Source organism: Actinomadura violacea, assembly GCF_017573465.1.
GTDB classification, from domain to species: Bacteria; Actinomycetota; Actinomycetes; order Streptosporangiales; family Streptosporangiaceae; genus Spirillospora; species Spirillospora violacea.
The window spans coordinates 146,864-170,568 of the sequence record NZ_JAGEPF010000008.1 but is presented as its reverse complement, the minus strand read 5'-3'; the positions used below and the strand labels follow the sequence as shown (position 1 = coordinate 170,568).

The 23,705-nt window shown below is 76.1% G+C and carries 24 protein-coding genes; 14 read left to right on the top strand and 10 right to left on the bottom strand.

The window, feature by feature from the left end:
- Window positions 1–141: 141 nt before the first annotated feature.
- Window positions 142–1,311, top strand: a complete 1,170-nt coding sequence (locus tag J4709_RS13940) for an acyl-CoA dehydrogenase family protein (protein WP_307801222.1) — start codon at window positions 142–144, stop codon at window positions 1,309–1,311.
- The gene (locus tag J4709_RS55580; protein WP_208240896.1) at window positions 1,308–2,321 is read left to right on the top strand and encodes an acyl-CoA dehydrogenase family protein; all 1,014 of its coding nucleotides are present in this window, start codon (window positions 1,308–1,310) and stop codon (window positions 2,319–2,321) included. Before J4709_RS13940 ends, J4709_RS55580 begins: the two co-directional genes overlap by 4 nt.
- A gap of 25 nt (window positions 2,322–2,346) precedes the next feature.
- On the opposite strand, the gene J4709_RS13930 is transcribed toward J4709_RS55580, so the two are convergent.
- On the bottom strand, window positions 2,347–3,075 hold the full coding sequence (locus J4709_RS13930) for a TetR family transcriptional regulator (protein WP_208240895.1): 729 nt from the start codon (window positions 3,073–3,075) through the stop codon (window positions 2,347–2,349).
- Window positions 3,076–3,151: 76 nt separating this feature from the next.
- Between J4709_RS13930 and J4709_RS55575 the strand changes: the two genes are divergently transcribed.
- Window positions 3,152–4,990: an ABC transporter ATP-binding protein gene (locus J4709_RS55575; RefSeq protein WP_208240894.1), complete on the top strand. Its 1,839-nt coding sequence runs from the start codon at window positions 3,152–3,154 to the stop codon at window positions 4,988–4,990.
- Window positions 4,987–6,765: an ABC transporter ATP-binding protein gene (locus J4709_RS13920; RefSeq protein WP_208240893.1), complete on the top strand. Its 1,779-nt coding sequence runs from the start codon at window positions 4,987–4,989 to the stop codon at window positions 6,763–6,765. The genes J4709_RS55575 and J4709_RS13920 overlap by 4 nt, the downstream gene beginning before the upstream one ends.
- Before the next feature lie 9 nt (window positions 6,766–6,774).
- Here J4709_RS13920 and J4709_RS13915 read toward each other — a convergent pair whose 3' ends face one another.
- Window positions 6,775–7,383 (bottom strand): TetR/AcrR family transcriptional regulator, encoded by a 609-nt coding sequence (locus J4709_RS13915; protein WP_208240892.1) that lies wholly within the window; start codon window positions 7,381–7,383, stop codon window positions 6,775–6,777.
- A gap of 76 nt (window positions 7,384–7,459) precedes the next feature.
- Here J4709_RS13915 and J4709_RS13910 point away from each other — a divergent pair, with 76 nt between their 5' ends.
- Complete coding sequence (locus J4709_RS13910; RefSeq protein ID WP_208240891.1) at window positions 7,460–7,849, top strand: nuclear transport factor 2 family protein; 390 nt, start codon at window positions 7,460–7,462, stop codon at window positions 7,847–7,849.
- Window positions 7,850–7,882: 33 nt separating this feature from the next.
- On the opposite strand, the gene J4709_RS13905 is transcribed toward J4709_RS13910, so the two are convergent.
- Window positions 7,883–8,881, bottom strand: coding sequence for a DUF5954 family protein (locus J4709_RS13905; RefSeq protein ID WP_208240890.1), 999 nt, complete (start codon window positions 8,879–8,881; stop codon window positions 7,883–7,885).
- 219 nt (window positions 8,882–9,100) lie between these two features.
- Here J4709_RS13905 and J4709_RS13900 point away from each other — a divergent pair, with 219 nt between their 5' ends.
- Window positions 9,101–11,305, top strand: a complete 2,205-nt coding sequence (locus tag J4709_RS13900; protein WP_208240889.1) for a SpoIIE family protein phosphatase — start codon at window positions 9,101–9,103, stop codon at window positions 11,303–11,305.
- A gap of 43 nt (window positions 11,306–11,348) precedes the next feature.
- Complete coding sequence (locus J4709_RS13895) at window positions 11,349–11,849, top strand: inorganic diphosphatase (protein ID WP_208240888.1); 501 nt, start codon at window positions 11,349–11,351, stop codon at window positions 11,847–11,849.
- On the opposite strand, the gene J4709_RS13890 is transcribed toward J4709_RS13895, so the two are convergent.
- Genes J4709_RS13890 through J4709_RS13870 form a run of 5 tightly spaced genes read right to left on the bottom strand, consistent with a single transcriptional unit; the run spans window position 11,846 to window position 15,975 of the window.
- Window positions 11,846–12,316, bottom strand: coding sequence for a hypothetical protein (locus tag J4709_RS13890; protein ID WP_208240887.1), 471 nt, complete (start codon window positions 12,314–12,316; stop codon window positions 11,846–11,848). The genes J4709_RS13895 and J4709_RS13890 overlap by 4 nt on opposite strands.
- Window positions 12,313–13,587 carry a DUF58 domain-containing protein gene (locus tag J4709_RS55570; protein WP_208240886.1) on the bottom strand — a complete coding sequence of 425 codons (1,275 nt, stop codon included), beginning with the start codon at window positions 13,585–13,587 and terminating at the stop codon, window positions 12,313–12,315. Before J4709_RS55570 ends, J4709_RS13890 begins: the two co-directional genes overlap by 4 nt.
- Window positions 13,584–14,618, bottom strand: a complete 1,035-nt coding sequence (locus tag J4709_RS13880; RefSeq protein ID WP_307801220.1) for an AAA family ATPase — start codon at window positions 14,616–14,618, stop codon at window positions 13,584–13,586. Before J4709_RS13880 ends, J4709_RS55570 begins: the two co-directional genes overlap by 4 nt.
- Window positions 14,603–15,091 carry a hypothetical protein gene (locus J4709_RS13875; RefSeq protein ID WP_208240885.1) on the bottom strand — a complete coding sequence of 163 codons (489 nt, stop codon included), beginning with the start codon at window positions 15,089–15,091 and terminating at the stop codon, window positions 14,603–14,605. Before J4709_RS13875 ends, J4709_RS13880 begins: the two co-directional genes overlap by 16 nt.
- Window positions 15,088–15,975, bottom strand: coding sequence for a DUF4129 domain-containing protein (locus J4709_RS13870; RefSeq protein WP_208240884.1), 888 nt, complete (start codon window positions 15,973–15,975; stop codon window positions 15,088–15,090). The genes J4709_RS13875 and J4709_RS13870 overlap by 4 nt, the downstream gene beginning before the upstream one ends.
- A 183-nt stretch (window positions 15,976–16,158) precedes the next feature.
- On the opposite strand from J4709_RS13870, the gene J4709_RS13865 reads away from it, so the two are divergent.
- Window positions 16,159–17,049 carry an RNA polymerase sigma-70 factor gene (locus J4709_RS13865; protein ID WP_208240883.1) on the top strand — a complete coding sequence of 297 codons (891 nt, stop codon included), beginning with the start codon at window positions 16,159–16,161 and terminating at the stop codon, window positions 17,047–17,049.
- Between the two features lie 21 nt (window positions 17,050–17,070).
- On the opposite strand, the gene J4709_RS13860 is transcribed toward J4709_RS13865, so the two are convergent.
- Window positions 17,071–17,577, bottom strand: a complete 507-nt coding sequence (locus J4709_RS13860; RefSeq protein ID WP_208240882.1) for a hypothetical protein — start codon at window positions 17,575–17,577, stop codon at window positions 17,071–17,073.
- A 39-nt stretch (window positions 17,578–17,616) separates the two neighbouring features.
- On the opposite strand from J4709_RS13860, the gene J4709_RS13855 reads away from it, so the two are divergent.
- Together J4709_RS13855 and J4709_RS13850 are read left to right on the top strand one after the other, a co-directional pair.
- Window positions 17,617–18,558: an HpcH/HpaI aldolase/citrate lyase family protein gene (locus J4709_RS13855; RefSeq protein ID WP_208240881.1), complete on the top strand. Its 942-nt coding sequence runs from the start codon at window positions 17,617–17,619 to the stop codon at window positions 18,556–18,558.
- A 57-nt stretch (window positions 18,559–18,615) separates the two neighbouring features.
- Window positions 18,616–19,983 carry a CPBP family intramembrane glutamic endopeptidase gene (locus J4709_RS13850; RefSeq protein WP_232383487.1) on the top strand — a complete coding sequence of 456 codons (1,368 nt, stop codon included), beginning with the start codon at window positions 18,616–18,618 and terminating at the stop codon, window positions 19,981–19,983.
- Here the strand turns inward: J4709_RS13850 and J4709_RS13845 are convergent.
- A complete protein-coding gene (locus tag J4709_RS13845) occupies window positions 19,969–20,364 on the bottom strand; it encodes an NUDIX hydrolase (RefSeq protein ID WP_208240879.1) in 396 nt (131 codons plus the stop codon). The genes J4709_RS13850 and J4709_RS13845 overlap by 15 nt on opposite strands.
- A gap of 83 nt (window positions 20,365–20,447) precedes the next feature.
- Here J4709_RS13845 and J4709_RS13840 point away from each other — a divergent pair, with 83 nt between their 5' ends.
- The 4 genes from J4709_RS13840 to J4709_RS13825 are packed head-to-tail and all read left to right on the top strand — an operon-like array spanning window position 20,448 to window position 23,672.
- Window positions 20,448–21,095: a DUF6758 family protein gene (locus tag J4709_RS13840; protein WP_208240878.1), complete on the top strand. Its 648-nt coding sequence runs from the start codon at window positions 20,448–20,450 to the stop codon at window positions 21,093–21,095.
- A gap of 35 nt (window positions 21,096–21,130) precedes the next feature.
- Window positions 21,131–22,018 (top strand): PHP domain-containing protein, encoded by an 888-nt coding sequence (locus tag J4709_RS13835; RefSeq protein WP_208240877.1) that lies wholly within the window; start codon window positions 21,131–21,133, stop codon window positions 22,016–22,018.
- A 9-nt stretch (window positions 22,019–22,027) separates the two neighbouring features.
- Window positions 22,028–22,738 carry an MBL fold metallo-hydrolase gene (locus J4709_RS13830; protein ID WP_208240876.1) on the top strand — a complete coding sequence of 237 codons (711 nt, stop codon included), beginning with the start codon at window positions 22,028–22,030 and terminating at the stop codon, window positions 22,736–22,738.
- A gap of 37 nt (window positions 22,739–22,775) precedes the next feature.
- On the top strand, window positions 22,776–23,672 hold the full coding sequence (locus tag J4709_RS13825; protein ID WP_208241075.1) for a RecB family exonuclease: 897 nt from the start codon (window positions 22,776–22,778) through the stop codon (window positions 23,670–23,672).
- Window positions 23,673–23,705: the final 33 nt, after the last annotated feature.

The window sequence follows — 23,705 nt, the reverse complement described above, 5'->3', positions numbered from 1 at the left end:
CCGTCTCCACCTTCCCCACCGGCACGCGGTGGAAGTGGTAGACGACCTCCAGGTGGGAGAAGTCGACCGGCCCGGCGAGGGCGTCCGGCGCGACCGACGCCCGCCGAATCCCGTTCGGCGGGCATCCGGTAAGAAGGGGGCGTGCCCGCACTGAGACTGGACGCGGCGGCCCTGCCGCCCGAGCTGGACGAGCTGCGCCGGGACGTCCGCGCGTTCCTCGCCGCGGAGACCGCCGCCGGACGGATCGTCCCGCACGCCGACAACTGGCTGGCGGGCTGGGACCCCGCGTTCAGCCGGCGGCTCGGCGAGCGCGGCTGGATCGGGATGACGTTCCCGCCCGAGTACGGCGGGAGCGGGGCCGGGTCGCTCGCCCGGTTCGTCGTCACCGAGGAGCTGCTCGCCGCCGGCGCGCCCGTCGCCGCGCACTGGATCGCCGACCGGCAGTCCGGCCCGTCGCTGCTGAAGTACGGCACCGAGGAGCAGCGCCGCGCCTACCTGCCCGGCATCGCGCGCGGCGAGACGTCGTTCGCGATCGGCATGTCCGAGCCCGACTCCGGCTCCGACCTCGCGTCCGTCCGGACGAGGGCCGAGCGCGCGGGCGGCGGCTGGACGGTCAACGGCACCAAGGTGTGGACGAGCGGCGCGCACGTCGCGGACGCCATGATCGCGCTGGTCCGGACGGGGCCGCCCGGGCCGAGCCGGCACGAGGGCCTCACCCAGCTGATCGTCGACCTCGGCGCGCCCGGCCTGGAGATCCGCCCGATCCGGCTGCTGACAGGCGAGCACCACTTCAACGAGGTCGTCCTCACCGGCGTGTTCGTGCCCGACGACCGGGTCCTCGGCACGGTCGGGGACGGCTGGCGGCAGGTGACGAGCGAGCTGTCGTTCGAGCGCAGCGGCCCCGAGCGGATCCTCAGCACGTTCCCGCTGCTCGCGGCCGTCGCCGGACGGCTCGCCGAGCGCGGCGGCGCGGGCGGCGGCGACCGGGGCCGGATCGGGGCGGTCGTCGCCCGGCTGTGGGCGCTGCGGCGGATGTCCCTGGCGGTCGCGGCGCGGCTCGCCGCCGGGGAGGCGCCCGCGACGGAGGCCGCCGCCGTCAAGGACCTCGGCACCCGGTTCGAGGGCGCGCTGGTCGAGACCGTCCGGCTGCTGGCCCGGGTCGAGCCCGACCTCGCGTCGTCCGATCCGCTGGCGAACCTGCTGGCGCAGTCCGTCCTGCACGGCCCCGGTTTCACGCTGCGGGGCGGGACCAACGAGATCCTGCGCGGCGTGGTCGCGAAGTCGATGCTGCCGAGCGGGGAGGCCCGGTGAACGACGTCCTCGACGCCCTCGTCGCAACGGTGGACGGGGTGTGCGCCCGCCACGCCGGCCCCGGCGAGGACTGGAACCCGCGCCTGTGGGACGAGCTGGAGCGGGTCGGCGTGACGCTGCTGCCCGTCCCGGAGGAGCGCGGCGGCGCCGGCGCCGACTTCGTCGCCACCGCCGAGGTGCTGCGGGCGCTGGGCCGGAACGCGGCGGCCGTCCCGCTGGCGGAGACCGCGCTGCTGGCCGGGTGGCTGCTCGCCGAGGCGGGCGCCGACGTCCCGTCCGGGCCGCTGACCGCCGCCCTCGCGGGGCCCCACGTCGCGCTCCGCCAGGACGGCGGCGCGTGGACGCTGGCGGGCACGCTGCCGCGCGTCCCGTGGGCCCGGCACGCGGACGGCATCGCCGTCCTGGTCGCGGGGCACGTCGCGTTCGTCCCGCGCGGCGGCTACGACGTCGACGAAGGCGCGAACCTCGCGGGCGAACCGCGCGACACCGTCCATCTGCGCGACGCCGCGCCCGCGCGGGTGCTCGCCTCGGCGGCGACCGCGCAGGCGTTCCGGGAGCGCGGCGCGCTCGGCCGGACGGCGCTGATGGCGGGCGCGATGGAGGCGGCGACCGACCTGTCGCTCCGCTACGCAGGCGAGCGTGTCCAGTTCGGCCGGCCGCTGGCGCGGTTCCAGGCCGTCCAGCAGCACCTCGCCGAGATGGCGGGCGAGACGCTGATGGCCACGGTCGCCGCGCAGGCGGCCGCCGCCGAGGGCACCGGCTTCGCGATCGCGGCGGCGAAGGCGGCGGCGAGCGAGGCCGCCGGCACCGTGTGCCGCCTCGCCCACCAGGTGCACGGCGCGATCGGGTTCACCGACGAGCACGGCCTCCGGCACGCCACGACCCGGCTGTGGGCGTGGCGCGACGAGTGCGGCAACGAGGCCGAATGGGCCGACGCCCTCGGCGCCCGCGCCGTCGAAGCGGGCACCGAAGGGCTCTGGCCCCTCATCACCGCCGGCGGGGACCTGTAGGGGACCCGCGCCGCCCGGCTGCGGGTCAGTCCGTCCGGGACGGCGCGTCGGCGGCGGCCCCGCGCAGCGCCGCCGCCGCCCGGTCGAGCGCGCGTTCCCGGACGTCGCCCGCCTCGGCGGCCTCGGGGGCCGGGTCCGGCCGCATGCCGCGCAGCAGCAGCTTGATGGTCAGGACGGTGAGCGGCAGCCCGGAGCGCTCCGTCGCGCCCGCCGCCCGTTCCATCGCCGCCTCCCGCCGGCCCGCGGCGATCGTCGCGTGGACGAGGACGGCCGCGAGCGACTCGGGCGGCTCCCCGGCGGCGACGTCGCCGCGCCGCTGCCCGGCCTCCAGCACCTCCGCCAGCGCGAGGACCGGGTTCGGGACGTCCTCGCCGAGGTGGTCGGACAGGCGCTCGGGCTGGTTGGCGATCCCTCGCATGATCGCGTCGCGGAGCGGTCCGGGCGCGGGCGCGGCGCGGCGCAGCGCCGTGAAGGCGTTGCCGACGATGACGCCCGTTCCGGAGCCGGCGGCGAGGCCCTTGCGGCAGGCGTCCGCGAACGCGGCGCAGGCGACGATCGCGGCCTCCAGCACCACGTCGTCCTTGCTGGGGAAGTAGGTGAAGAACGTCCCCCAGCTGACGCCGGCCGCGGCCACGATGTCCTCGATCCGGGCGGCCTCGACGCCGGACCGCTCGAACTCGGCGACCGCCGCCTCGTAGACGCGGCGGCGCGTCGCGATGGCGCGGGCCTGGCGGGGACGGCGGGCGGTCGGCATGAGAAGACCTCTGGTGCGGCGGGCCGGACGGTTCTATTCTGCCAAAGTTGATGCGGATCAACTTTTGGAGGCCGATGTGGTCATCGCAGGGCTGCCGGGACGGCTCGCCGGGTCCGGCCGGGTGCGCGCGCTGCGGATGCTCTGGGGCGCGGGCAAGGGCTGGTCGGCGGCGGTCGCCCTGCTCGTCGTGGCGAACGCGGTGCTGCCGAACGCGAGCCTCGTCGCGCTCGGCTACGCGGTCGGGCGCATCCCCGCGGCGGCCGCCGCGCACCTGCACGGCGCCGCCGGGCGCGCGCTCGCCGTCGCGCTGCTCACCGCCGGCCTGCTGTACGCGGCGACCCTGCTCACCGGCCCGTACCAGGAATGGCTGAGCACCTGCGTGAAGGCGCGCCTGGTGGACGACCTGCAGAGCCGGCTCATGGCCGCCGTCAGCGGCCCGGTGGGCGTCGCGCACCTGGAGGACCCGGAGACCCAGGACCAGCTGGAACTGGCCAGGGGCAGGCTCACGGGCCATGTCCCGGCGGACGCGCCCGTGGCGCTCGCCTCCGCCGCCGGGTCCAGGCTCGCCGGGATCGTGGCGTGCGCCGTCCTCGCCACGTTCCGGTGGTGGCTCGGGCTCGCGCTGCTCGCCGTGTGGCTGCTGATCCGGCGCCCGCTCCGGAAGATCATCCTCGCGCAGATCGTCGGGTTCCGCACGAAGGCCGAGGTGCTGCGGCGCGCCTGGTACTTCCTCTACCTGGCGATCCGCCCGGCCGCCGCGAAGGAGCTGCGCGTCTTCGGCCTCGGCGACTGGACGATCGACCGGTACCGCGAGCACTGGGCGACGGGCATGGCCACGAACCGGGAGACCTACGCCCGGCTCAGCCGCCGCGCCTACCTGCTCGCCGGGCTCGTCCTCGCCGCCTACCTCGTCGCCTGCGGGACGCTCGCGTACGCGGCGCTGCACCATCGGATCGGCCTGCGGGAACTGTCGGTCATGCTGCCGCTGCTGCCCGCCACCATGTACGCGGGCACCGTCACCACCAGCGACATCTCCGCCGAGTGGATGGTGTCGGCCCTGCCCGACCACGCCGCGCTGGAAGCGCGCCTGCACGCCGCCCGCGAGGAACTGGACGGCGGCCGGGACCCGGCCGGGCTCCCCGCGCACGGCATCCGGCTCGACGGCGTCCGCTTCGCCTACCCCGGCGGCGAGCCCGTGCTCGACGGCCTCGACCTGGAGATCCCGGCCGGACGCTCCACCGCGATCGTCGGCGTGAACGGCGCCGGCAAGACCACGCTGGTGAAGCTGCTCGCCCGCATGCACGACCCGACCGGCGGGACCGTCACCGTGGACGGCGTCCCGCTCCGCGACCTCGACGCGGCGCGCTGGCAGCGCCGGTTCGCCGCCGTCTTCCAGGACTTCAACCGCTACCCGCTCCCGCTCGCCGAGAACGTCGCGCTCGGCGCCGCCGGACACCTCGGCGACGCCGCCGGCCGCGACCGCGCCGCCGCGCGGGCCGGCGCGCTCGACCTCGCCGCGCAGGTCGGCTGGGACACCGTCCTGTCCCGCCAGTACGCGGACGGAACCGACCTGTCCGGCGGCCAGTGGCAGCGCGTCGCCCTCGCCCGAGCGCTGTTCGCCGTCGAGCACGGCGCGGCGGTGCTCGTCCTCGACGAGCCGACCGCATGGCTGGACGTCCGGGCCGAGGCCGCCTTCTACGACCGGTTCCTGGACCTCACGCGCGGCCTCACGTCCATCGTCATCTCGCACCGCTTCTCGACCGTGCGCCGCGCCGACCGGATCTGCGTCCTGGACGGCGGCCGCCTCGCCGAGCAGGGCACGCACGACGAGCTGATGGCGCTCGGCGGGACGTACGCGGAGATGTTCCGCCTCCAGGCCGCCCGCTTCCGCGAGGACGAGGAGAGCGACGCATGACGAAGGCCCGCCGCACGTTCCGCGTCCTGGTCGCCGACGGGTTCCGGGCCGCGCCGCGCCCGATGGCCGCCGCCGCGCTGACCACCCTCGCGACCGCGCTGACGCAGATCACCTACCCGGTCGGCATCCGCACGATGGTCGACGCCCTCGCCCGGCGCGACGTGTCCGCCGAGATCGCCGGAACCGCCACCGTCGCCGTCCTGTTCACCCTGTCCTGGACGCTGATGATCGTGTCGGCGGGACGGCTGACCGCGCTGACCGACGAGGTGTCGGTGTGGCTGTCCGCCCGCATCGCCGCGCTCGTCAACGCCGTCCCCGGCCTGGAGCACTTCGAGCGGCCCGATTACCTCACCGAGCTGGAACGGCTCGAAAAGCGCCGCCCGATGCTCGCCTCCGGGCCCCGGCAGGCGCTCACGCTCGCATCCGTCGTCGTCCGGACGGCCGGGATCGCCGTCCTGCTCGCCACCGTGTACTGGCCGCTCGCGCTGCTGCCCCTCGCCGGGCTGCCCCCGTACCTCGCCGACAAGCGCTCCGTCGCGCTGCGCGAGCGCGCCGACGCCGCCGTCGCGGAGAAGCGGCGGCTCGCCGGGGAGCTGTTCGAGCTCGCCGCGACCGCCGGACCCGCCAAGGAACTGCGGACCTACGGGCTCGGACCCGAGCTGCGCGCCCGGCACGACCGGCTCAGCGCCGCCGCGCGCCGCGCCACCGTCCGGGCCGCGTCCGCCGGCGCGCTGTGGAGCGCGCTCGGCTGGTTCCTGTACGCCGCCGCGTTCTCCGGCGCGATCGCGCTCATCGCCGTCCGGGCCGCGCGCGGCGACGCGTCGGCCGGCCAGGTCGTCCTCGCGGTCAGCCTGCTGCGCCGCGCCCAGCTCACCGTCTCGCAGGCGTCCAACGCCATCGGCCAGGTCGTCACCACGGCGTCCGCCGCGCAGAGCCTGCTGTGGCTGGAGGACCACGCGGCCGCGCAGCGCTCCGGCGGCGCGCCCGCCCCCGACCGCCTCGAGAACGGCATCACGCTGGAGGACGTCGCGTTCGCCTACCCGGGCACCGGCGCGCCCGTCCTGCGCGGGGTGAACCTCACCCTGCCCGCCGGCGGCACCGTCGCGCTGATCGGCGAGAACGGCGCGGGCAAGAGCACCCTGGTCAAGCTGCTGACCGGCATGTACCCGCCGACGAGCGGCCGGATCCTGCTCGACGGCGCCGACCTCGCGGACGTCGACCCGGCGCGGTGGCGCGCCCGCACGTCCGCCGCCTTCCAGGACTTCGTGCCGTGGCACCTGCGCGCGGGCCGCGCCGTCGGCATCGGCGACCTGCCCCGCCTCGACGACGAGGACGCCCTGCGCACCGCCCTCGACCGCGCCGCCGCGGCGAGCGTCGTCGACGAGCTGCCGGCCGGCCTCGACACCCCGCTCGGGAAGTCGTTCCACGGCGGTGCGGACCTGTCCGGCGGGCAGTGGCAGAAGCTCGCGCTCGGCCGCGCGATGATGCGCGACCGGCCGCTGCTGCTCGTCCTGGACGAGCCGACCGCGAGCCTCGACGCGCCCACCGAGGACGCGTTGTTCCGCCGCTACCTGGACGCCGCGCGCCGCACGGCCGCCGGCAGCGGCGCGATCACGATCCTGGTGTCGCACCGCTTCTCGACCGTCCGGATGGCCGACCTCATCGTCGTCGTGGACGGCGGGCGGGTCGTCCAGGCGGGCGACCACGCCACGCTCCTCGCCGAAGGCGGGCTCTACGCCGAGCTGTTCGAACTCCAGGCCCGCGCGTACCTCTAGGCGCCGCCGCTAGGGGAGGCGGAGGCCGGCGAGCTTGGTGAGGAGCCGGTCGACCTGCTCCTCCAGCGGCTCCCACGGGAGCCCGGGCTGGTTGACGCGCATCGACACCGCGCCGTGCACGGCCGCGCGCAGGTCGAGCGCGACCGCCGCCGCGTCGCCTGCGGGGGCGAGGTCCGCGTCCATGCAGCGCTGGACGGCCTCCACGGTGCGCTTGCCCAGCTCCATCTTGAACGACATGTCGCACCGCTGGTTGACGGTGCTCTCGTGCAGCACCTTGTAGAGGCCGGGGTGCTCGTGCGACCAGGTGCCCATGACCTGCACGCGCGCGCGCAGCCCGCCCACCGGGCCGCCGGCCGCCGCCTCGGCGTCGTCGCACGCGCGCACGAGGTCGGCGTGGCTGCGCTCCATCGCGGCGAGGACGAGCGCGTCCCGGTCGGCGAAGTGCAGGTAGACCGACGTCGCCGCGATGCCGATCTCCCGCGCCACCGCGCGCAGCGACAGCGCCTCGTCGTCGCCCAGCTCCTCCAGCAGCCGCAGCGCCGTCGCGACGATCTCCTCGCGCAGCCGGTCGCCTTGGCCGCGCCGGTTCCGCCCCCGGGAGGGCGATGCCGTTCCCATGCGGCCATTCTAATGCGACAGCCATTGCGCTACAGTCGTAGCGCTACAGCTGTTCAGATAACTGAAGGGGACCGCGATGACCACCGCCGCCGACCAGGAAGCGAACAAGGCGACCGTCCTGGCCTTCTACGAGGCCGGGCTCAACCGCAAGGACTTCGACGCCGCGGCCCGGCTGATCGGAGACCGCTACGTCCAGCACAACCCGCGGATCGCCGACGGCGTCGAGGGCTTCCGCGGCTTCATCGACACGATCCGGACTGAGTTCCCCGACCTGCGCGCCGAGGTCAAGGGCCTGTACGCCGACGGCGACCGGGTCATCGCGCACGTCCACGGGATCCGGGTGCCCGGGCAGGCCGGCACCGCGATCGTCGACATCTTCCGGTTCGAGAACGGCCGGATCGTCGAGCACTGGGACGTGATGCAGCCGATCCCGGACACCGCCGCCAACGCCAACGGCATGTTCTGACCCCGGTGCCCCCGGTCCGGCGCCGCCCGCTCGTCACGAGGTCTCCTCCTCTTCCTCCTCCTCGTCCTCGTAGGCGGTGCCGGACAGGCCGTAGCGCTCCTGGTCGGAGGGGCGCGGGGCCTCCGGCCCGTCCCGGCCGAGCCGCAGCATCCGGGAGATGCGGACGGTGCGGAACTCGCGGCCCGCCGCCGTGAACGCGTGCCCCGTCGCCGCCTCGATCTGCTCGGCGGCCCGCTCCCACTCCGCGAGCTCCGCCGCGCCGGGCGGGTCGCCCTGGAACTCGCGCAGCCGCGGCAGCAGGTCGGCGAAGTAGCGGGCCAGCCGCAGCCGCGTCTCGTCCGGGTCGTCGCCGCCGGTCAGCGGCGCCCAGCCGTTCGACAGCACCTCGACCGCGATGAACGTCGGCGGCAGCAGCACCACGCCCGGATGCGTCCGCACCGCGTGCCGCGCCTCGGTCAGCACCATCCGCGGGACCGATCCCGGCACCGGCATGAAGCCGACCAGGTTCAGCCGCAGCTGCGCCTCCCACTGCCCGGCCGGCGCCGCCGGCTCCAGCAGGTGGCCGCGGAGCAGCCCGTCGCCGCAGGCGCCGGGCGTGTCGGTCGGCCGGGGCGGCTCCATCACCCGGTCGCCGAGCAGCGTGTACTTCTCGACCCGGATGACCCGGTAGCGCCGGTCGCCGATCTCCCACTCGTCCTTGGCGAGCTGGTCGCCCTCCTCCGGATCGAGCCGGCCCGCCGCCGCGAGCATCGCCCCCGCGACGCCGGGCGCGTGGCCGCCCCCGGCCGCCTCGCGGCGCAGGTCCGCGGCCAGGCCGTAGCGGGCGGCGGACGGGTCGGTCGAGCCGAGGCAGCCGATCCGCCACTCGGCGCCGTCCTGGACGGCGTACCCGAAGTCGGGGGATCCGGCCGGGAGGAGCCGGGGGTAGGCGAGGATCGCGTCGCCGATCTCGCGGTCCCGCACGGCCGCGACGGGATCGAGGGAGGCGACCAGGTTGATGTGGTCGTACCCCGGCATCAACGGGAAGGTCATGGCCTCATATTCGGTTTCCGTGCGGCGGCCCGCAGCGGAATCCGCGGAACTGCACCGCCGCTGACGTGCGACTTCTCCCAATCGACGGCTTATGTCCGACAGATGATGCGGCGGGCGCCGCGCCCCGCCGCCGCGGCCGGACCCGGCTGCCGCGTCCGCCGCGTCCCGGCGGGGGCCACGTCTAGACTGGTGGCCGGATCGATACCGGGGGATGAGGCGATGGTCCCGGATGCCCGCGACACCGCTCGGCTCGGCACGTCCCGCGCCGGCAGGGCCCAGGCCGATACGGCCCAGGCCGACACGGCGCTGTTCGGCGCGCTGGTCACCGCGGTGCCGTTCGGCGTCGCCTTCCTCGACGGCCGGCTGCGGCTGCGCCGGGCCAACGAGGCCCTGCGCGCGCTGCTGCGCGCCGGGGGCGCCGGGCAGGACGCCGAGAACCCGGTCGGGCGGCGGCTCGGCGAGGTGCTGGACGGCGAGTTCGCCGAGGTCCTCGAACCGGCGCTGCGCGGCGTCCTGGACGGCGGGCCGCCGGTCACGGGCCTGGAGGTCCGCGGCCCCGCGCCGGCGCCCGGCGAGCAGCCCGCCGGCGCGCCCGGCCCGCTCGACGGCCCGCTCGACGGGGCGGACGCGTGCGGCGAGCGGGTCTGGGTGTGCGCGTGCCTGCCGGTCCGCGGGCCCGGCGGCGCGATGCTCGGCGCGGCGCTGATCGTCCAGGACGAGACCGTCCGGCACGGCGTCGAGGACGCCATCACCCGCCGCACCGAGCGGTACCGGTCGCTGGTCGAGGCGACGACCCCGGTCGTGTGGACGACCGCCGCGGACGGCACCGCCGCCGAGGACGCGCCGCACTGGCGCGCCGTCACCGGCCAGACCCCCGAGGACTACGCGGAAGGCGGCTGGACCGCCGCGGTGCACCCCGAGGACTACGACCGCGTCGCCGCCGAGTGGCGCGACTGCATGCGCGACGGCCGCCTCCTGGAGGTGGACTGCCGCGTCCTCACCGCGTCCGGCGGGCGGCGGCACTTCGAGGTGCGGGCCGTCCCGATCCGCCGGGACGGCGCGGTGATCGAATGGGTCTGCGCCGGGACGGACGTCACCGGCCGCCGCGACGCCGAGGAGATGCGCGGCCGGCTCACCGGCCAGCTGTCGGCGGCGGCGCTGCGCACCGCGCGCCTCCAGCAGGCCACCTCGATGCTCGCGGAGGCGCTGACCGTCGGCGAGGTCGTGCGGGTCATCGTGGAGGTCGGGCAGTCCGCGGTCGGCGTCGACCGCTGCACGGTCGCGCTGCTGGACGAGGGCCGGACCCGGCTCACCCCGATCGCCCCCGCCGACCCGTCCGGCACCGGCGCCGACGCGGGCACCGAGACGGGCTCGGACGCGGGGCCGGACGCCGTCGCCGTCGCGGACCCGACCGTGCTGTCGGCGGCGGCGCGCGAGGGCCGCCCGTTCGTCGCCGAGAACCCGGGCGAGCTGCGGCGGCAGCTGGGCGAGGCCGCCGCGGCGGACGAGATGCTGCGCGGCCCCGGCGAGCAGGCGTGGGTGGCGCTGCCGCTGCTCGCGGCGGGCGCGCCGATCGGGGTGCTGCGGTTCGCCTTCACCCGGACCCGGTTCCTCACCGAGGACGAGCAGGTGTTCCTGGAGGCGCTGGCCGGGCAGTGCGCGCTGGCGGTGGAGCGGGCGCTGCTGTTCGAGCGCGAGCACCGCACCGCCGAGCAGCTGCAGCGCAGCCTGCTGCCGGGCGACCTGCCGAGCTCCCCGGAGCTGCGGATGGCGGCCCGCTACGACCCGGTGACCCGGCACGTGCAGGTCGGCGGCGACTGGTACGACGTGTTCAAGCTGCCCGGCGGCCGGCTCGCGGTCGTCCTCGGCGACGTGATGGGCAAGGGCGTGCTGGCCGCCGCGATCATGGGCCGGGTGCGCAACGCGCTGCGCGCGCTCGCGCTGACCGATCCGCGGCCCGCCGCCGTCCTGTCCGGCCTGGACCGGCTGTTCAGCGCCACCGAGGACGCCGAGCAGTTCACCACGGTCGCCTACCTGGTGATCGATCCGGCGACGGGGCAGGGCCTGTACACCAGCGCCGGGCACCCGCCGCCGCTGCTGCTGCCGGCGGGGCGCCCGCCGGGGCTCAGCGACGTCGAGGCGGGCACGCCGCTCGGCTGGCCCAGCCACCGGCAGCAGGCGAGCTTCTCGCTGTCGCCCGGCGACACCGTCGTGCTGTACTCCGACGGGCTGGTGGAGAACCGCAGGCGGGGCGTCGACACCGGGCTCGGCGACCTGGTCGCGGCGGCGGCGGAGGCGCCGCCGGGCGCCGCCGCCGATCCCGGCCGGCTGGTCGACCACCTGGTCGCCCGGCTGCTCGCCGGGTACGAGCAGTCCGACGACGTGACGCTGCTCGCACTGCACGTTCCGGCCACGGGGGAGTAGGGGAGCCCGGCACGCCGGGTAGGTCCCTGCTGGGGAGGACAAGATGGAAATCGAGATGATCGTGGAGATCCCGCGCGGATCCCGCAACAAGTACGAGATGGACCACCGGCTTGGGCGGATCCGCCTGGACCGGATGCTGTTCACCTCGACGCAGTACCCGGTGGACTACGGCTACGTCCCCGACACGCTCGCCGAGGACGGCGACCCGCTGGACGCGATGGTGCTGCTGGAGGAGCCGACGTTCCCCGGCTGCCAGGTGTCGGTCCGCAGCGTCGGGGTGTTCTGGATGCACGACGGCGGCGAGCCCGACGCGAAGATCCTCACGGTGCCGGCGCGGGACGTCCGCTACGAGGGCATCCGGGACCTGAAGGACGTGCCGGCGTACTTCCTGGACGAGATCGCGCACTTCTTCGACATCTACAAGAACCTGGAGCCGGGCAAGGAGACCGACGTGCGCGGCTGGCAGGACCGCCTCGTCGCCGACCGGGAGATCGGCGACTCGATCGAGCGCGCCGCCGACGCCCACCTCGCCGGCTCGCACTAGCCCTGGCCCCGGCCGCCTCGGCCGAAGCCCAGGGCCAGCCGGAAGGCGCCGAGCACGGCGGCGAGCCCGGCGACCACGGTCACCACGTCGGACGCGGCGGGCAGCGCGAGCGCGGCCGCGACGACGGCGGTGCACGCGGCGCCGGCGACGAGGGAGGCGAAGGCCGCGGCGATGCCCGCCGCCGCGCCGTCCCCGCCGTCCTCGCCGTCCATGGCGTCCGTGAGCAGGAAGAACGCCAGGAGCAGCAGGCCGGTGGCGGCGGCGGTCGCGATCCCCGGACGCGCCGCCGCGCACAGCACGACGGTCGCGGCCCCGGCGGACGCCGCGGCCCGTCCCCGCACCCGCGCGACGGCCGTCAGGGCGACCGCGGCCACCGCGACCGGCGCGCACGCCCACACCCACACCGCCCCCGGCAGGACGGCGGCCACGACGGCGGCGCATCCGGTGAGGACGAGCGCGGTCCTCATGCGCGCCCGCCCGGGACGGGACGGGCGAACGTCCCGATCGGCACGTCCAGCGGGTCGCCGGGCGCCCAGTGCGCGACGGGCACGCCGAGGTCGGCGAGCCCGGCGATCAGCGCGCGCCGGTCGAGCCGCCACAGCCGCATCGCCAGGTCGCCGGTGGCGGGCCCGCCGCTCCCGGGCCCGCGGCGGGGCCGCCGCGGGACGGGCGGCTCGCGGTCCAGCAGGTCGATCACGACGACGGGGCCGCCGCGGCGGCGCAGGTCCTCGACGGTCTGGACGGCCCGCTCGTCCAGCAGCGGCGAGAACACGATCACCAGCGCGCCGGGCGGCAGCGCGGACCGCGGTATCCGGGCGAGGTCGGGAGCGGTCCCGCCGTCCGGGCGCCCGGCGTCCATCACCGCCTCCGCGAGCCGGTACAGGTGCTGGCCGCCCTGCCCGGGCGCGAGCCAGCGCAGCGCGCCGCCGAACGCGACGATCCCGACGCGGTCGCCGAGCCGCAGGTAGCCGGCGGCGAGCGCGGCGGCGCCGCGCATGGCGCGGTCGAGGGCGCCGCGCGGGCCGAGCGCGTCGACGGCGAGGACGATCTCGGCCTGCCGCTGGTCGGCGCGCGTGGTGACGTGCAGCCGCCCGCGCAGCCCGCTGGCCTTCCAGTTGACGTCCCGCGCCCGGTCGCCGGGCGCGTAGGGGCGGATGCCGGCGAACTCGACGCCCGACCCGGCGGTGCGCGCGACGTGGTCGCCGAGCCGGCGCAGCAGGTCGAGGGGGACGAGCCGGGGCCGCACCGGCGCCGCCGCCGGGAAGACCCGGACCTCGCCGAGCGCGATCGGCACGACGGCCTGGGCGACGCGGTGCCGGCTCCGGAGGTCGACGGTCAGCCGCGGCAGGTCGTGGCGGCCCCAGCGCCGGGGCCGCAGCACGAGCGTGGCGGTGACGGTGCCGCCGGCGCGCTCCAGCGTGCGGTCGTCGAGGGCGAACGCCGGGCCGCCGGCGATGCCGACGTCGATGCCGCCGACCGGCCCCGCGGCGGTGATCGCGACGGTGATCTCGATGGGCTCGCCCTCGAAGCAGCGCCGGGCCCGCACCGCGACCTCGATGGCGGCGGTGGCGGGACGCCCGGCCGCGAAGCCGGCGGCGAGGACGCCGAGGGGCGGCGCGGCGAGCAGCAGCAGGACGGGCTCGCCGGTCAGCAGCGCCGCCAGCGCGGCCAGGACGGCGGCCGTGGCGAGCCGGTGCGCGTGCGGCGCGGGCCGCCAGCGCAGCGCGTGCCCGCTCACGCCGGAAGCCCGCCCTGCCCGCCGCCCGCGCCCTGCCCTCTCGAACCGCCGTGCCCGGCTTCGATGCCGCGCGGCACGGGGACCTCGGCGAGGACCTCGGCGACGATGTCCTCGCCGGTGATCTGCCGGACCCACATCTCCGGCCGCAGCACCAGCCGGTGCGCCAGCGCCGGCGCGGCGACCGCCTTGAGGTCCTCGGGCAGCACGTAGTCGCGGCCGGCCAGCAGTGCGTGCGCCCGCGCGACCTGCATGAACGTGAGCGTGGCGCGGGAGCTGGCGCCGACGGTGACCTTGGGGTGCGCCCGTGTCGCGGCGGAGATCGCGACCGCGTACCCGATGACGGCCTCACCGGCGTGGATCTTCTCCACGCTCTCCCGCATCGCCAGCACGTCGTCCGGGCCCGCGAGGCGGCGCAGCGCGGGCGCGGCCGAGCCGCGCGCGAGCCGCCGCCCGACCATCTCGCCCTCCTCGTCGGCGGTCAGGTGGCCGAGCCGGATCCGCAGCGCGAACCGGTCGAGCTGGGCCTCCGGCAGCGGGTAGGTGCCCTCGTACTCGATCGGGTTGTCGGTGGCCAGCACGACGAACGGGCGCGGCAGCGGGCGGCTCTGCCCGTCGATGCTGACCTGGTGCTCCTCCATCGCCTCCAGCAGCGCGGCCTGCGTCTTCGGCGGGGTGCGGTTGATCTCGTCGGCGAGCAGCAGCCGGGTGAACACCGGGCCGGGCCGGAACACCACCTCGGAGGTGCGCGGATCGTAGACGGCGGCGCCGGTCAGGTCGGCGGGCAGCATGTCCGGGGTGAACTGGACGCGGGTGAAGTCCAGCCCGAGCACGGCGGCGAACGAGCGGGCCAGCAGCGTCTTGCCGAGCCCCGGCAGGTCCTCGATCAGCACGTGCCCGGACGCCAGGACGCCGGTCAGCACCAGTTCCGCCGCGGCGCGTTTCCCGACGACGGCGCGTCCGACCTCGTCCAGGACGTCGGCGCAGCGGGCGGCGGCGCCCGCGGGGGTGTCGAGGGTCAGCGGCGTCGCCACAGTTCCTCCAGGCGGTCGGCGATCTCGTGCAGGACGGCGGGGTCGGGGCCCGGGGCGAAGGAGTCGCGCGAGCCGGGGCGGCCCGTGTCGACCAGCGGCCAGAGCCGCTCGCCCATGAACGCGCGGGCCAGCGCGGGGTCGTGGCCGGGGCCGTAGCGTTCGGCCAGCCCGGCGGCGAGCAGCCGGGCGAGGAGCGGGCGCGTCACCGAGTCGTAGTGCCGCGCCGACACGCCCGCCCACGACAGGGCGTTGGCGATCTTCCGGTAGGAGGCGAAGTCGCCCGGGTCGTCGAGGTCCTCGGGCTTCGCGGGACGCGGGCGCGGCGGCACGGCGGCCGGCAGGCCGGACCGCAGCGCCGCCAGCCCGAGTACGGCCAGCGCCGCCGCGATCAGCAGCACGCCGGGGACCCCGGCGACCAGGTAGCCGGCCGCGAGCGCGCACCCGGCCGCGACCACGACGGCGAACGCCTTCACGAGCGGTCTCCGGTCCGCAGTTCGTCCAGCGCCGCCAGCGCGCGCGCCCGGTGCTCCTCGGTCACCGGGTGGACGCTGTAGCGGGCCTCGTAGAACAGGCCGGTGAGCCGTTCCGCGGCGCCCAGCCCGGCGAGCCCGGCGCCGGACGCGCGGGCCAGCACCTCGCTCGGCGTGTCGCTGCCGCGCGGCCCCGCGCCCGCCTTCGCGAGGACGTCCTCCATCGCGGTGTAGCAGGCCACGACCGCGGCGCGCGGATCGTCCACCGACAGCAGCGCGCGGCCCGCCGCGGCGGCCGCGGCGTCGAAGCGATCGGGCTCCGGCGCGGCCACGGCCGGGGCCGGACCGGCGGGACGGCGTCGCCCGGCGACCAGGGCCGCCAGCACGAGCAGCAGGATGACGGCGCCGAACGCGACCAGGCCCGGCGTCCAGCCGCCCGGCCCGGACGATCCGTGGTGCTGCCCGGGCACGGCCGGGAGCACCGGCATCGACGGGTGCGTCGGCGGCACGGTCACCGGACGCTCGCCGTGCCCGGAGTGCAGGACGGCGGCGACCGCCAGCAGCACGACCGGCAGGCCCGCGATGACCAGCGCCATCAGGGTGAGGAGCAGCCGCGTCCGCCGGTCGCCCGGCAGCGGCTTCGGCACCGGGCCGTCCTTGCGGCGCGGCGCGCGCAGCGCGTGCTTGAGCGCGACCAGGAGCAGGACGGCCGACACCGCCTCCAGGACGGCGAAGGCCGCGAGGAAGGGCTTCACCGGCAGGTGCGGCGACGGCGCCGACCACAGCCCCGCGAACGCCCGCAGCCCCACCGCGCCCGCGCCGAGCAGGAGCGCGACGGCGCCCGCCCCGCGCCACTCCGGCGCGTTCGGCAGGCGGCCCGATGGCATGCGGCTCCTCCGTCCGGCGGGTTCACTGGCGGCTTGACATCCCGCCACATCCTCCATCGGGGAAGATCGTTGAAGCGGCGCGGCGGCCGGAAGTGGCCGCGGTGATGTCACGATCCGGGTGGCAGGCCCGTCCGAGAGGATGAGGGCGGGTGCGCGTGCCCGGCCGGGAAAGGCTGAACGATCATGTCTGATGTCTTCGAGGAGCACCGCGACCTGCTGTTCGCGGTCGCCTACCGGATGCTCGGCACCGCCGCCGACGCCGAGGACGCCGTCCAGGACGCGTGGCTGCGCTGGTCCGCGGCCGACCGCTCGGACGTCCGCGAGCCCCGCGCCTACCTCGTCCGGATCACCACGAACGTCGCGCTGGACCGGCTCCGGTCCGCCCGCGCGCAGCGCGAGACCTATGTCGGCCCGTGGCTGCCCGAGCCGATGCTGACCTCGCCGGACGTCGCGGCGGAGGGCGCCGAGCTGGCCGAGTCGGTGTCGATGGCGATGATGGTCGTGCTGGAGACCCTCAGCCCCCTGGAGCGCGCCGTGTTCGTGCTGAAGGAGGTGTTCGGCTACCCGTACGCGGAGATCGCGCGGGCGCTGGACCGCGCGGAGACGTCGGTGCGGCAGCTCGGCACCCGGGCGCGCAAGCACGTCGAGGCGCGCCGCCCCCGGTTCGAGGCGGACGGCGCGGAGCGGCGCGCCGCGACCGAGCGGTTCCTGGACGCCGTCGTCGGCGGCGACATCAACCGGCTCATGGAGACCCTCGCCCCGGACGTGACGCTATGGACCGACGGCGGCGGCAAGGTCCGCGCGCCAAGGAGGATCGTGCACGGCGCGGCGCGCATCGCCCGGTTCTTCACGGGCATCGCCGAACGCCCCTACGAGGGCGTCGACCCGAGCGAATGGCGGCTGCGCCGCGTCGAGATCAACGGCGGCCCGGCCGTGGTCGTGGACGGACCGGACGGGCCGATCAGCGCGATCAGCGGCACCGCCGGCGACGACGGGCGGATCCGGGACATCCACCTGGTCGCGAACCCCGACAAGCTCCGCGCGATCGCGGAGGGCCGCACGCTCGCGCTGTGAGGGGCGTGCGGGGCTCGGCGGCTACCGGTCGGCTCCGCGGCGCCTGCCGCCGAACATCCTCGGCGGCGGCCCCGCGGTCGTCGCCGGGGTCGGCACCGGGCGCACCGTCGCGTACGCGGCCGGGTCCGGATCGTCCACCGGCTCCACCGGGGTCAGCCGGACGATCCACGACTCGTCCGCCCAGGTCGCCACCTGGCCCTCGTGGGACCGGGCGTTCAGCCGGTCCTTGGCGAGCAGCGGCGCGACCTCGTCCCAGTGTTCGGTGCCGGGTTCGACCTGCGCGCAGTCCGCGGTGAACGTGACGAGCCGGCCGCCCTTGTCCTTGCTGCGCAGGATCACCGTGACCCGGTCGGCGTCCGGCAGGCCGGGCAGCGGCTGCTCGCCCTCGCCGCCGGTCAGCACGTACGCCGACCCGTCGTGCCACACATGCCAGGCGGCGCGCGGCTGCGGCAGGCCGGGCAGGTCCAGCCAGAGCAGCCCCGACTTCTTCGCCGCCTCTTCGACCAGTGCGCGGTTCAGCTCACCCACGCGGAAAGCGTCTCATACAAGCTGGATAGCATCCGGCCCATGAGGTCTCGGCGCACCACCCTCGCGGTCCCCGGCAGCAATCCCCGCTTCATCGAGAAGGCGCAGGGGCTCCCCGCCGACGAGATCTTCCTCGACCTGGAAGACGCCGTCGCGCCGTCCGCCAAGGAGGGCGCGCGCAAGACCGTCGTCGCCGCGCTCAACGACGGCGACTGGGCGGGCAAGACCCGGGTGGTGCGGATCAACGACCTGGAGACGCACTGGGCGTACCGGGACGTGATCGAGGTCGTCGAGGGCGCGGGCGCGAACCTCGACGCGGTCATGCTGCCGAAGGCGTCGGACGCCGCCCACGTCCAGTGGCTCGACCGGCTCCTCACCCAGATCGAGAAGGCCATGGGCCTCGACGTGGGCCGCATCGGCATCGAGGCGCAGATCGAGGACGCCAAGGGCATGGTGAACATCGACGGCATCGCCGCGTCGTCGCCGCGGCTGGAGGCGCTGGTCTTCGGCCCCGGCGACCTGATGGCCTCGATCAACATGCGGACGCTGGTGGTGGGGGAGCAGCCGCCCGGCTACACCGAGGGCGACGCCTACCACTACATCCTGATGCGGATCCTGATGGCCGCGCGCGCCAACGACCTGCAGGCCATCGACGGGCCGTACTTCAACGTCCGGGACGTGGACGCGTTCACCCGGGTCGCGAAGCGCTCCGCCGCGCTCGGCTTCGACGGCAAGTGGGTGCTGCACCCGGCGCAGATCGACGCCGGGAACGCGGTGTTCTCCCCGACGCAGGAGGACTACGACCGCGCCGAGCTGATCCTGGACGCCTACGAGCACTACGTCACCGTCGAGGGGCGCGGCGCCGCCACCCTCGGCGACGAGATGATCGACGAGGCGTCCCGCAAGATGGCGCTCGTCGTCGCGGCCAAGGGACGCGCCGCCGGGATGGCCCGGACCGAGCGCTTCGACGCCCCCGCGTCCTGACGGGACGTACCATTCGTCCCACATGGGAGAACCGTCGCGGGGAGGGGACAGGTGCCGATGGCAGGGGACGAGGACGGCTGGGCCCCGCTCGATCCCGGCATGTCGGACAAGCCCGAGGCTCCGCCGCCGGCGGAGGCCCCCGCGCCCGCACCGGTGCCGCCCGCACCGGTGCCGCTGACGCCCGGAGCGTTCGCCCCGCCCGTCCCGCAGGCGCCCGCCGCCGGCTGGAACTGGCCCGCCCACCAGAGCGCACCCCCCTACCAGGGGGCGCAGTCGTACCCGCCGATGGCCCAGCCCTACCCCGGCCAGTACGGCGCGCCGCAGCCGCAGCAGCCCTACGGCGCCTACGCCCCGCAGGGGTTCACCGGGTACGGGCCGCCGCGCCCGAAGGGGCCGTGGACGGCCGCCCCGCCGCCCGGCACCCCGTTCCACCGGATGGCGCGGACGCCGCTGCACCGCTGGTGGCGGCCGCTCGCCGGCAGCGCGGCGATCGTCGCCGCGGGCATGGCGCTGGCGATCGCGATGATGATCGTGGGCGTCATCATCCGGGTCGTGGTGACCGGCGACGCGCCCGACACCACCGGATCGGACTCGGGCACCGTCTTCGGGAACCCGACCGCCGACCTGGCGTTCAACCTCGCCTCCATCGCGGTGTTCCTGCCGATGGCGCTGCTGGCCGCGCTGCTGCTGCAGCGGCGAAGGCCCGGCACGCTGGCGTCGGTCGCCGGCCGGGTGCGCTGGCGGTGGCTGCTCACCTGCTGCGGCCTCGCCCTCGGGTTCTGCGTCGTGTCGTACGCGACGTCGATCGTCGCGAGCTCGTTCCTCCCGGACGGCTCGTCCGGGGACGAGCACTGGGTCGGCTGGGGGCGGTTCCTCCCCGCCGCCATCGTGATCATCCTGCTGGTGCCGCTCCAGTCGTCGGCGGAGGAGGTCGTCTTCCGCGGCTGGCTGCTGCAGGCGGTCGGCGCCTGCACGCTGGAGACCCGCACCGGACGGGTCGCGCGCGCGTTCGGCACCGTCCTGCGCACCCCGTGGCCCGGCATCGTCATCGGCTCCGCCGCGTTCACCTCCCTGCACGGCTACACCGGCTGGGGGATCCTCGACATCTTCGTCTTCGGCGCGATCGCCGCCTGGCTCGCGACGCGGACGGGCGGCCTGGAGTCCGGCATCGCGCTGCACGTGTTCAACAACCTGCTGGCGTTCCTCGGCCCCGCCGCCGTCGGGCAGCTCGACACCGACGAGGGCGCCGTGCCGTGGCAGGCCGTCGCCGCCGACATCGCCCCGATGCTGCTGTACGCGGCGGTCGTCGTCTGGATCGCGCGGCGCAAGAAGATCCAGACCGTCACGCCCGGCGGGCAGGACGACCCGGGCCCCGACGCGCTCCCGCACGGCGCCGAGCCCGAGTTCGTCTCACGGCCCCAGTAGCCCCCACGACTCCAGCGCCTCGACCAGGCCCTCGGTCAGCGGGAGTTCGCGCAGCTCCGCCTCGGTGACCCAGCGGGCCTCGGCGGCGTCGTCCCCGGCGCGCAGGACGCCGCCCACCACCCGCGCCTCGTAGTCGTGGATCTCGTAGACGGCGCCGCCGGGGCCGGGGCGGTCCACCGACCCGGCGAGCGCGCCCGGCGCCACGTCCAGGCCCGTCTCCTCGCGCAGCTCCCGGACGACCGCCGCGGCGTCGTCCTCGCCCGGCTCGACCCGCCCGCCCGGCACCGACCACAGGCCCTGGCCGGGCGGCCGGCCGCGCCTCACCAGCAACAGCCGTCCACCGCCGTCCCGGACGATCCCCCCGACGCAGCGCACCCTCATGCCACCATTTTGTCGCGCCTTGCCCGGCCCGCTACCTCGGGCACCTTGACGGCGCGGGGAAACGGCGCGCAGGGTGGGTAATCATGAGGGCCGAGCCCACATGCCCGCGATGCGCGGGGCCGCTGAGCGAACCGGGCCTCTGGTCGAAGGACTGGAGCTGCGGCGTGCACGGTGCGGTCCTGCCCCGTCGGCCGTCCAAGCGCCCGGGCCCGGACGGGCTCGCGGCCGTGCTGCGGGACGCGAGGGTCCCGGTGTGGACGCCCTGGCCCCTTCCGCCGGCCTGGCTCGTCACCGGGTTCTGCGCCGTCGGCGACGAGCGCTCGGGCGCCCGCGCGACGGCCGTCGCGCTGTCCGGGCCGGGCCTGATCAGCGGCCCGGCCGATCTGATCCTGATCGCGGAGGAGCCCGGCATCGGGCTCGGCGGCCACTACGCGGGGCTGGCGGGCGGCGACCCCGGCCCGGTGTTCGACGGCAGCCCGCCCGACGCCAAGATCGACGTGAGCGGCCCCGCCGCGACCTGCGACCACTCGGTGCCGATGTGGTCGGTCGGCACCAAGCCGGACAGGGCCGTCTACGTCGGCGAGGCGATGGGCGACTGGCTGTGGGCGGTGCTGTGGCCCGCCGAGGCGGGCGTGCTGATGCTGGAGCGCCAGACGCTCCTCGACCTGCGCGAACCCGGCATGGACCTGGACCTGCCCTACGGCGCCTACAGCCCCCGGCTCGACGAGTGAGGCGAAGGCCCGGCGCGGGCTGTTAGAAAGGGCTCATGCGCATCGACCTGCACAGCCACAGCGACGTCTCCGACGGGACGCGCCCGCCGGCCGAGGTCGTCCGGCGGGCCCGCGCGAACGGCGTGGACGTGCTCGCGCTCACCGACCACGACACCGTCGCCGGCTGGGACGAGGCCGCCGCCGCGCTGCCGGACGGGCTGACGCTCGTCCCCGGCGTCGAGCTGTCGTGCAAGCAGGACGGGCGCAGCCTGCACATGCTCGGGTACCTGTTCGACCCGTCGGAGCCCGTCCTCGCCGCCGAGCTGGCCAGGATCCGCGACGACCGCGTCATCCGGGCGCGGACGATGGTGGAGCGGCTGCGGGAGCTGGGCGCGGACGTGACGTGGGAGCGGGTGCGCGAGCTGGCGCGGGGCGAGGCGGTCGGACGTCCGCACATCGCGCGGGCCATGGTCGAAGCGGGGGTCATCGCGTCCCCCGACGAGGCGTTCACCCGCGACTGGATCGCCGAGGGCGGCCGCGCGCACGCCGACCGGTACGCGCTCGACCCGGTCCGGGCCGTCCGGCTCGTCCGGGCGGCGGGCGGGGTGTGCGTGCTCGCGCACCCGCGGACGCGGCGCGGCGGCTACGTGTTCTCCGACGAGGTGATCGCGGGGCTCGCCGCCGCGGGCCTCGCCGGCGTCGAGGTCGACCATCCCGACCAGGACGCGGCGGAGCGCGCGGCGCTGCGCGGCCTCGCCCGCGACCTCGGCCTGGCCGCCACCGGCTCCAGCGACGACCACGGCGCCCTCACCGGCGACCGGCTCGGCGCGGAGACCACCGCGCCGGACGCCTACCACGCCCTCGCCGCCGCCGCGACCGGCGCCGCGGCGGCGTCTCCGGGCCCGCTCGCGGGGCGGCCCGGAACCGTCCCGGAAGCACGGTAGGGTGCCAGCGTGGACGCGCGCATCGAACAGGTGACGACGTCGGGGAAGCTCACCCTCGACGACACCGAGTACGACGTCGAGAACAACGCCTACATCGTCGGTGACGACGACGAGGTGATCGTGATCGATCCGGCCTTCGACGCCGAGGCCATCCTCAAGGAGGTCGGCGAACGCGAGGTCATGGCCGTCCTGCTCACCGACGGCTACGACCACCGCCTCGAGGTGGTGCTCGAGGTGGCCGCCGCCGGCGAGGAGGACGAGGAGAACTGGGCCCCGATCGCGCTGCACCGCGCCGACCGGGTGCTGTGGCGGGACTACTTCGGCCGCCTCGCCCGCGAGGAGAAGGACGAGGACGACGCCAAGGCGCTGCGCTCCCTCGAGCCCGACATCTGGCTGGAGGACGGCGGCGTCTTCGAGATCGCCGACGCGCAGCTGGAGGTGCTGCACACCCCGGGCCACACGCCCGGCAGCGTCAGCGTGATCAGCGAGCAGCTCGGCGTGCTGTTCTCCGGCGACACCCTGCACCGCGGCCGCCCCGGCGCGATCGGCGGCGAGTACGACGAGCTCGGCAAGCAGCTGAACTCGATCGGCGCGCTGCTCACCCCGCTGCCCAAGGACCTGCGGATCCTGCCCGGCCAGGGCGAGGAGACGACGGTCGGCGACGAGGACGCCCGCTGGGAGACCTGGGGTTCGCTGGCCCGCGAGCAGGACGACGACTGATCCGGTGCCCGGGGCCGAGCAGCTGGGCTTCGACGGCATGCCCCAGCGGCTCTACGCGTGCACGCCGTCGCGGCTGAACACCTGGCTGGACTGCCCGCGCCGGTACCGGATGACGTACCTGGACCGTCCGATGCCGCCGAAGGGCCCGCCGTGGGCGCACAACAGCGTCGGCGCGTCGGTGCACAACGCGCTGGCCGGCTGGTGGAAGCTGCCGCCCGCCGAGCGGACCCCGGAGGCCGCCGGCACCCTGCTGGCGCGCGGCTGGCTGACCGACGGGTTCCGGGACGAGGCGCAGTCCGCGCGGTGGCGCGAGCGCGCCCGCGAGATGACCGAGCGGTACGCGGCTGGCCTCGACCCGGCGGACGAGCCGGTCGGCGTCGAGCGGACCGTCGCGGCGCGCACCGACCGCATCGCCGTGTCCGGCCGCATCGACCGGCTGGACGCGCGCGGTTCCGAGCTGGTCGTCGTCGACTACAAGACGGGCCGCCGCGAGCTGACCGCCGACGACGCGCGCGGCTCGCTCGCGCTCGCGATCTACGCGGTCGCCGCGTCCCGCGTCCTCCGTCGCCCGTGCCACCGCGTGGAGCTGCACCACCTGCCGTCCGGTGAGGTCGCGGCGTGGGAGCACACCGACGAGTCGCTGCAGCGGCACATCAGGCGGGCCGAGCAGATCGCCGAGGAGGCGTCCGCCGCCGACGACGCCTACCGTGCCCGCGTCCCGGCGCCGCGCCGCGGTGAGACCCGCACGCGCGTCGCCGCGTCCGCGCCCGGACGCGACGCCGCGCCGCCGGTCGACCACGCCCCGTTCGACGAGCGGTTCCCGGCCCGTCCGGGCCGGTTGTGCTCGTGGTGCGACTTCGCCCGCCACTGCCCCGAGGGCCGCGAAGCCGCCCCCAGAAAGGACCCCTGGGCAGCCCTCGGCGAAGACGCATGAACAGTGGTCTCTCCGCGACCACGCGCGGACCTC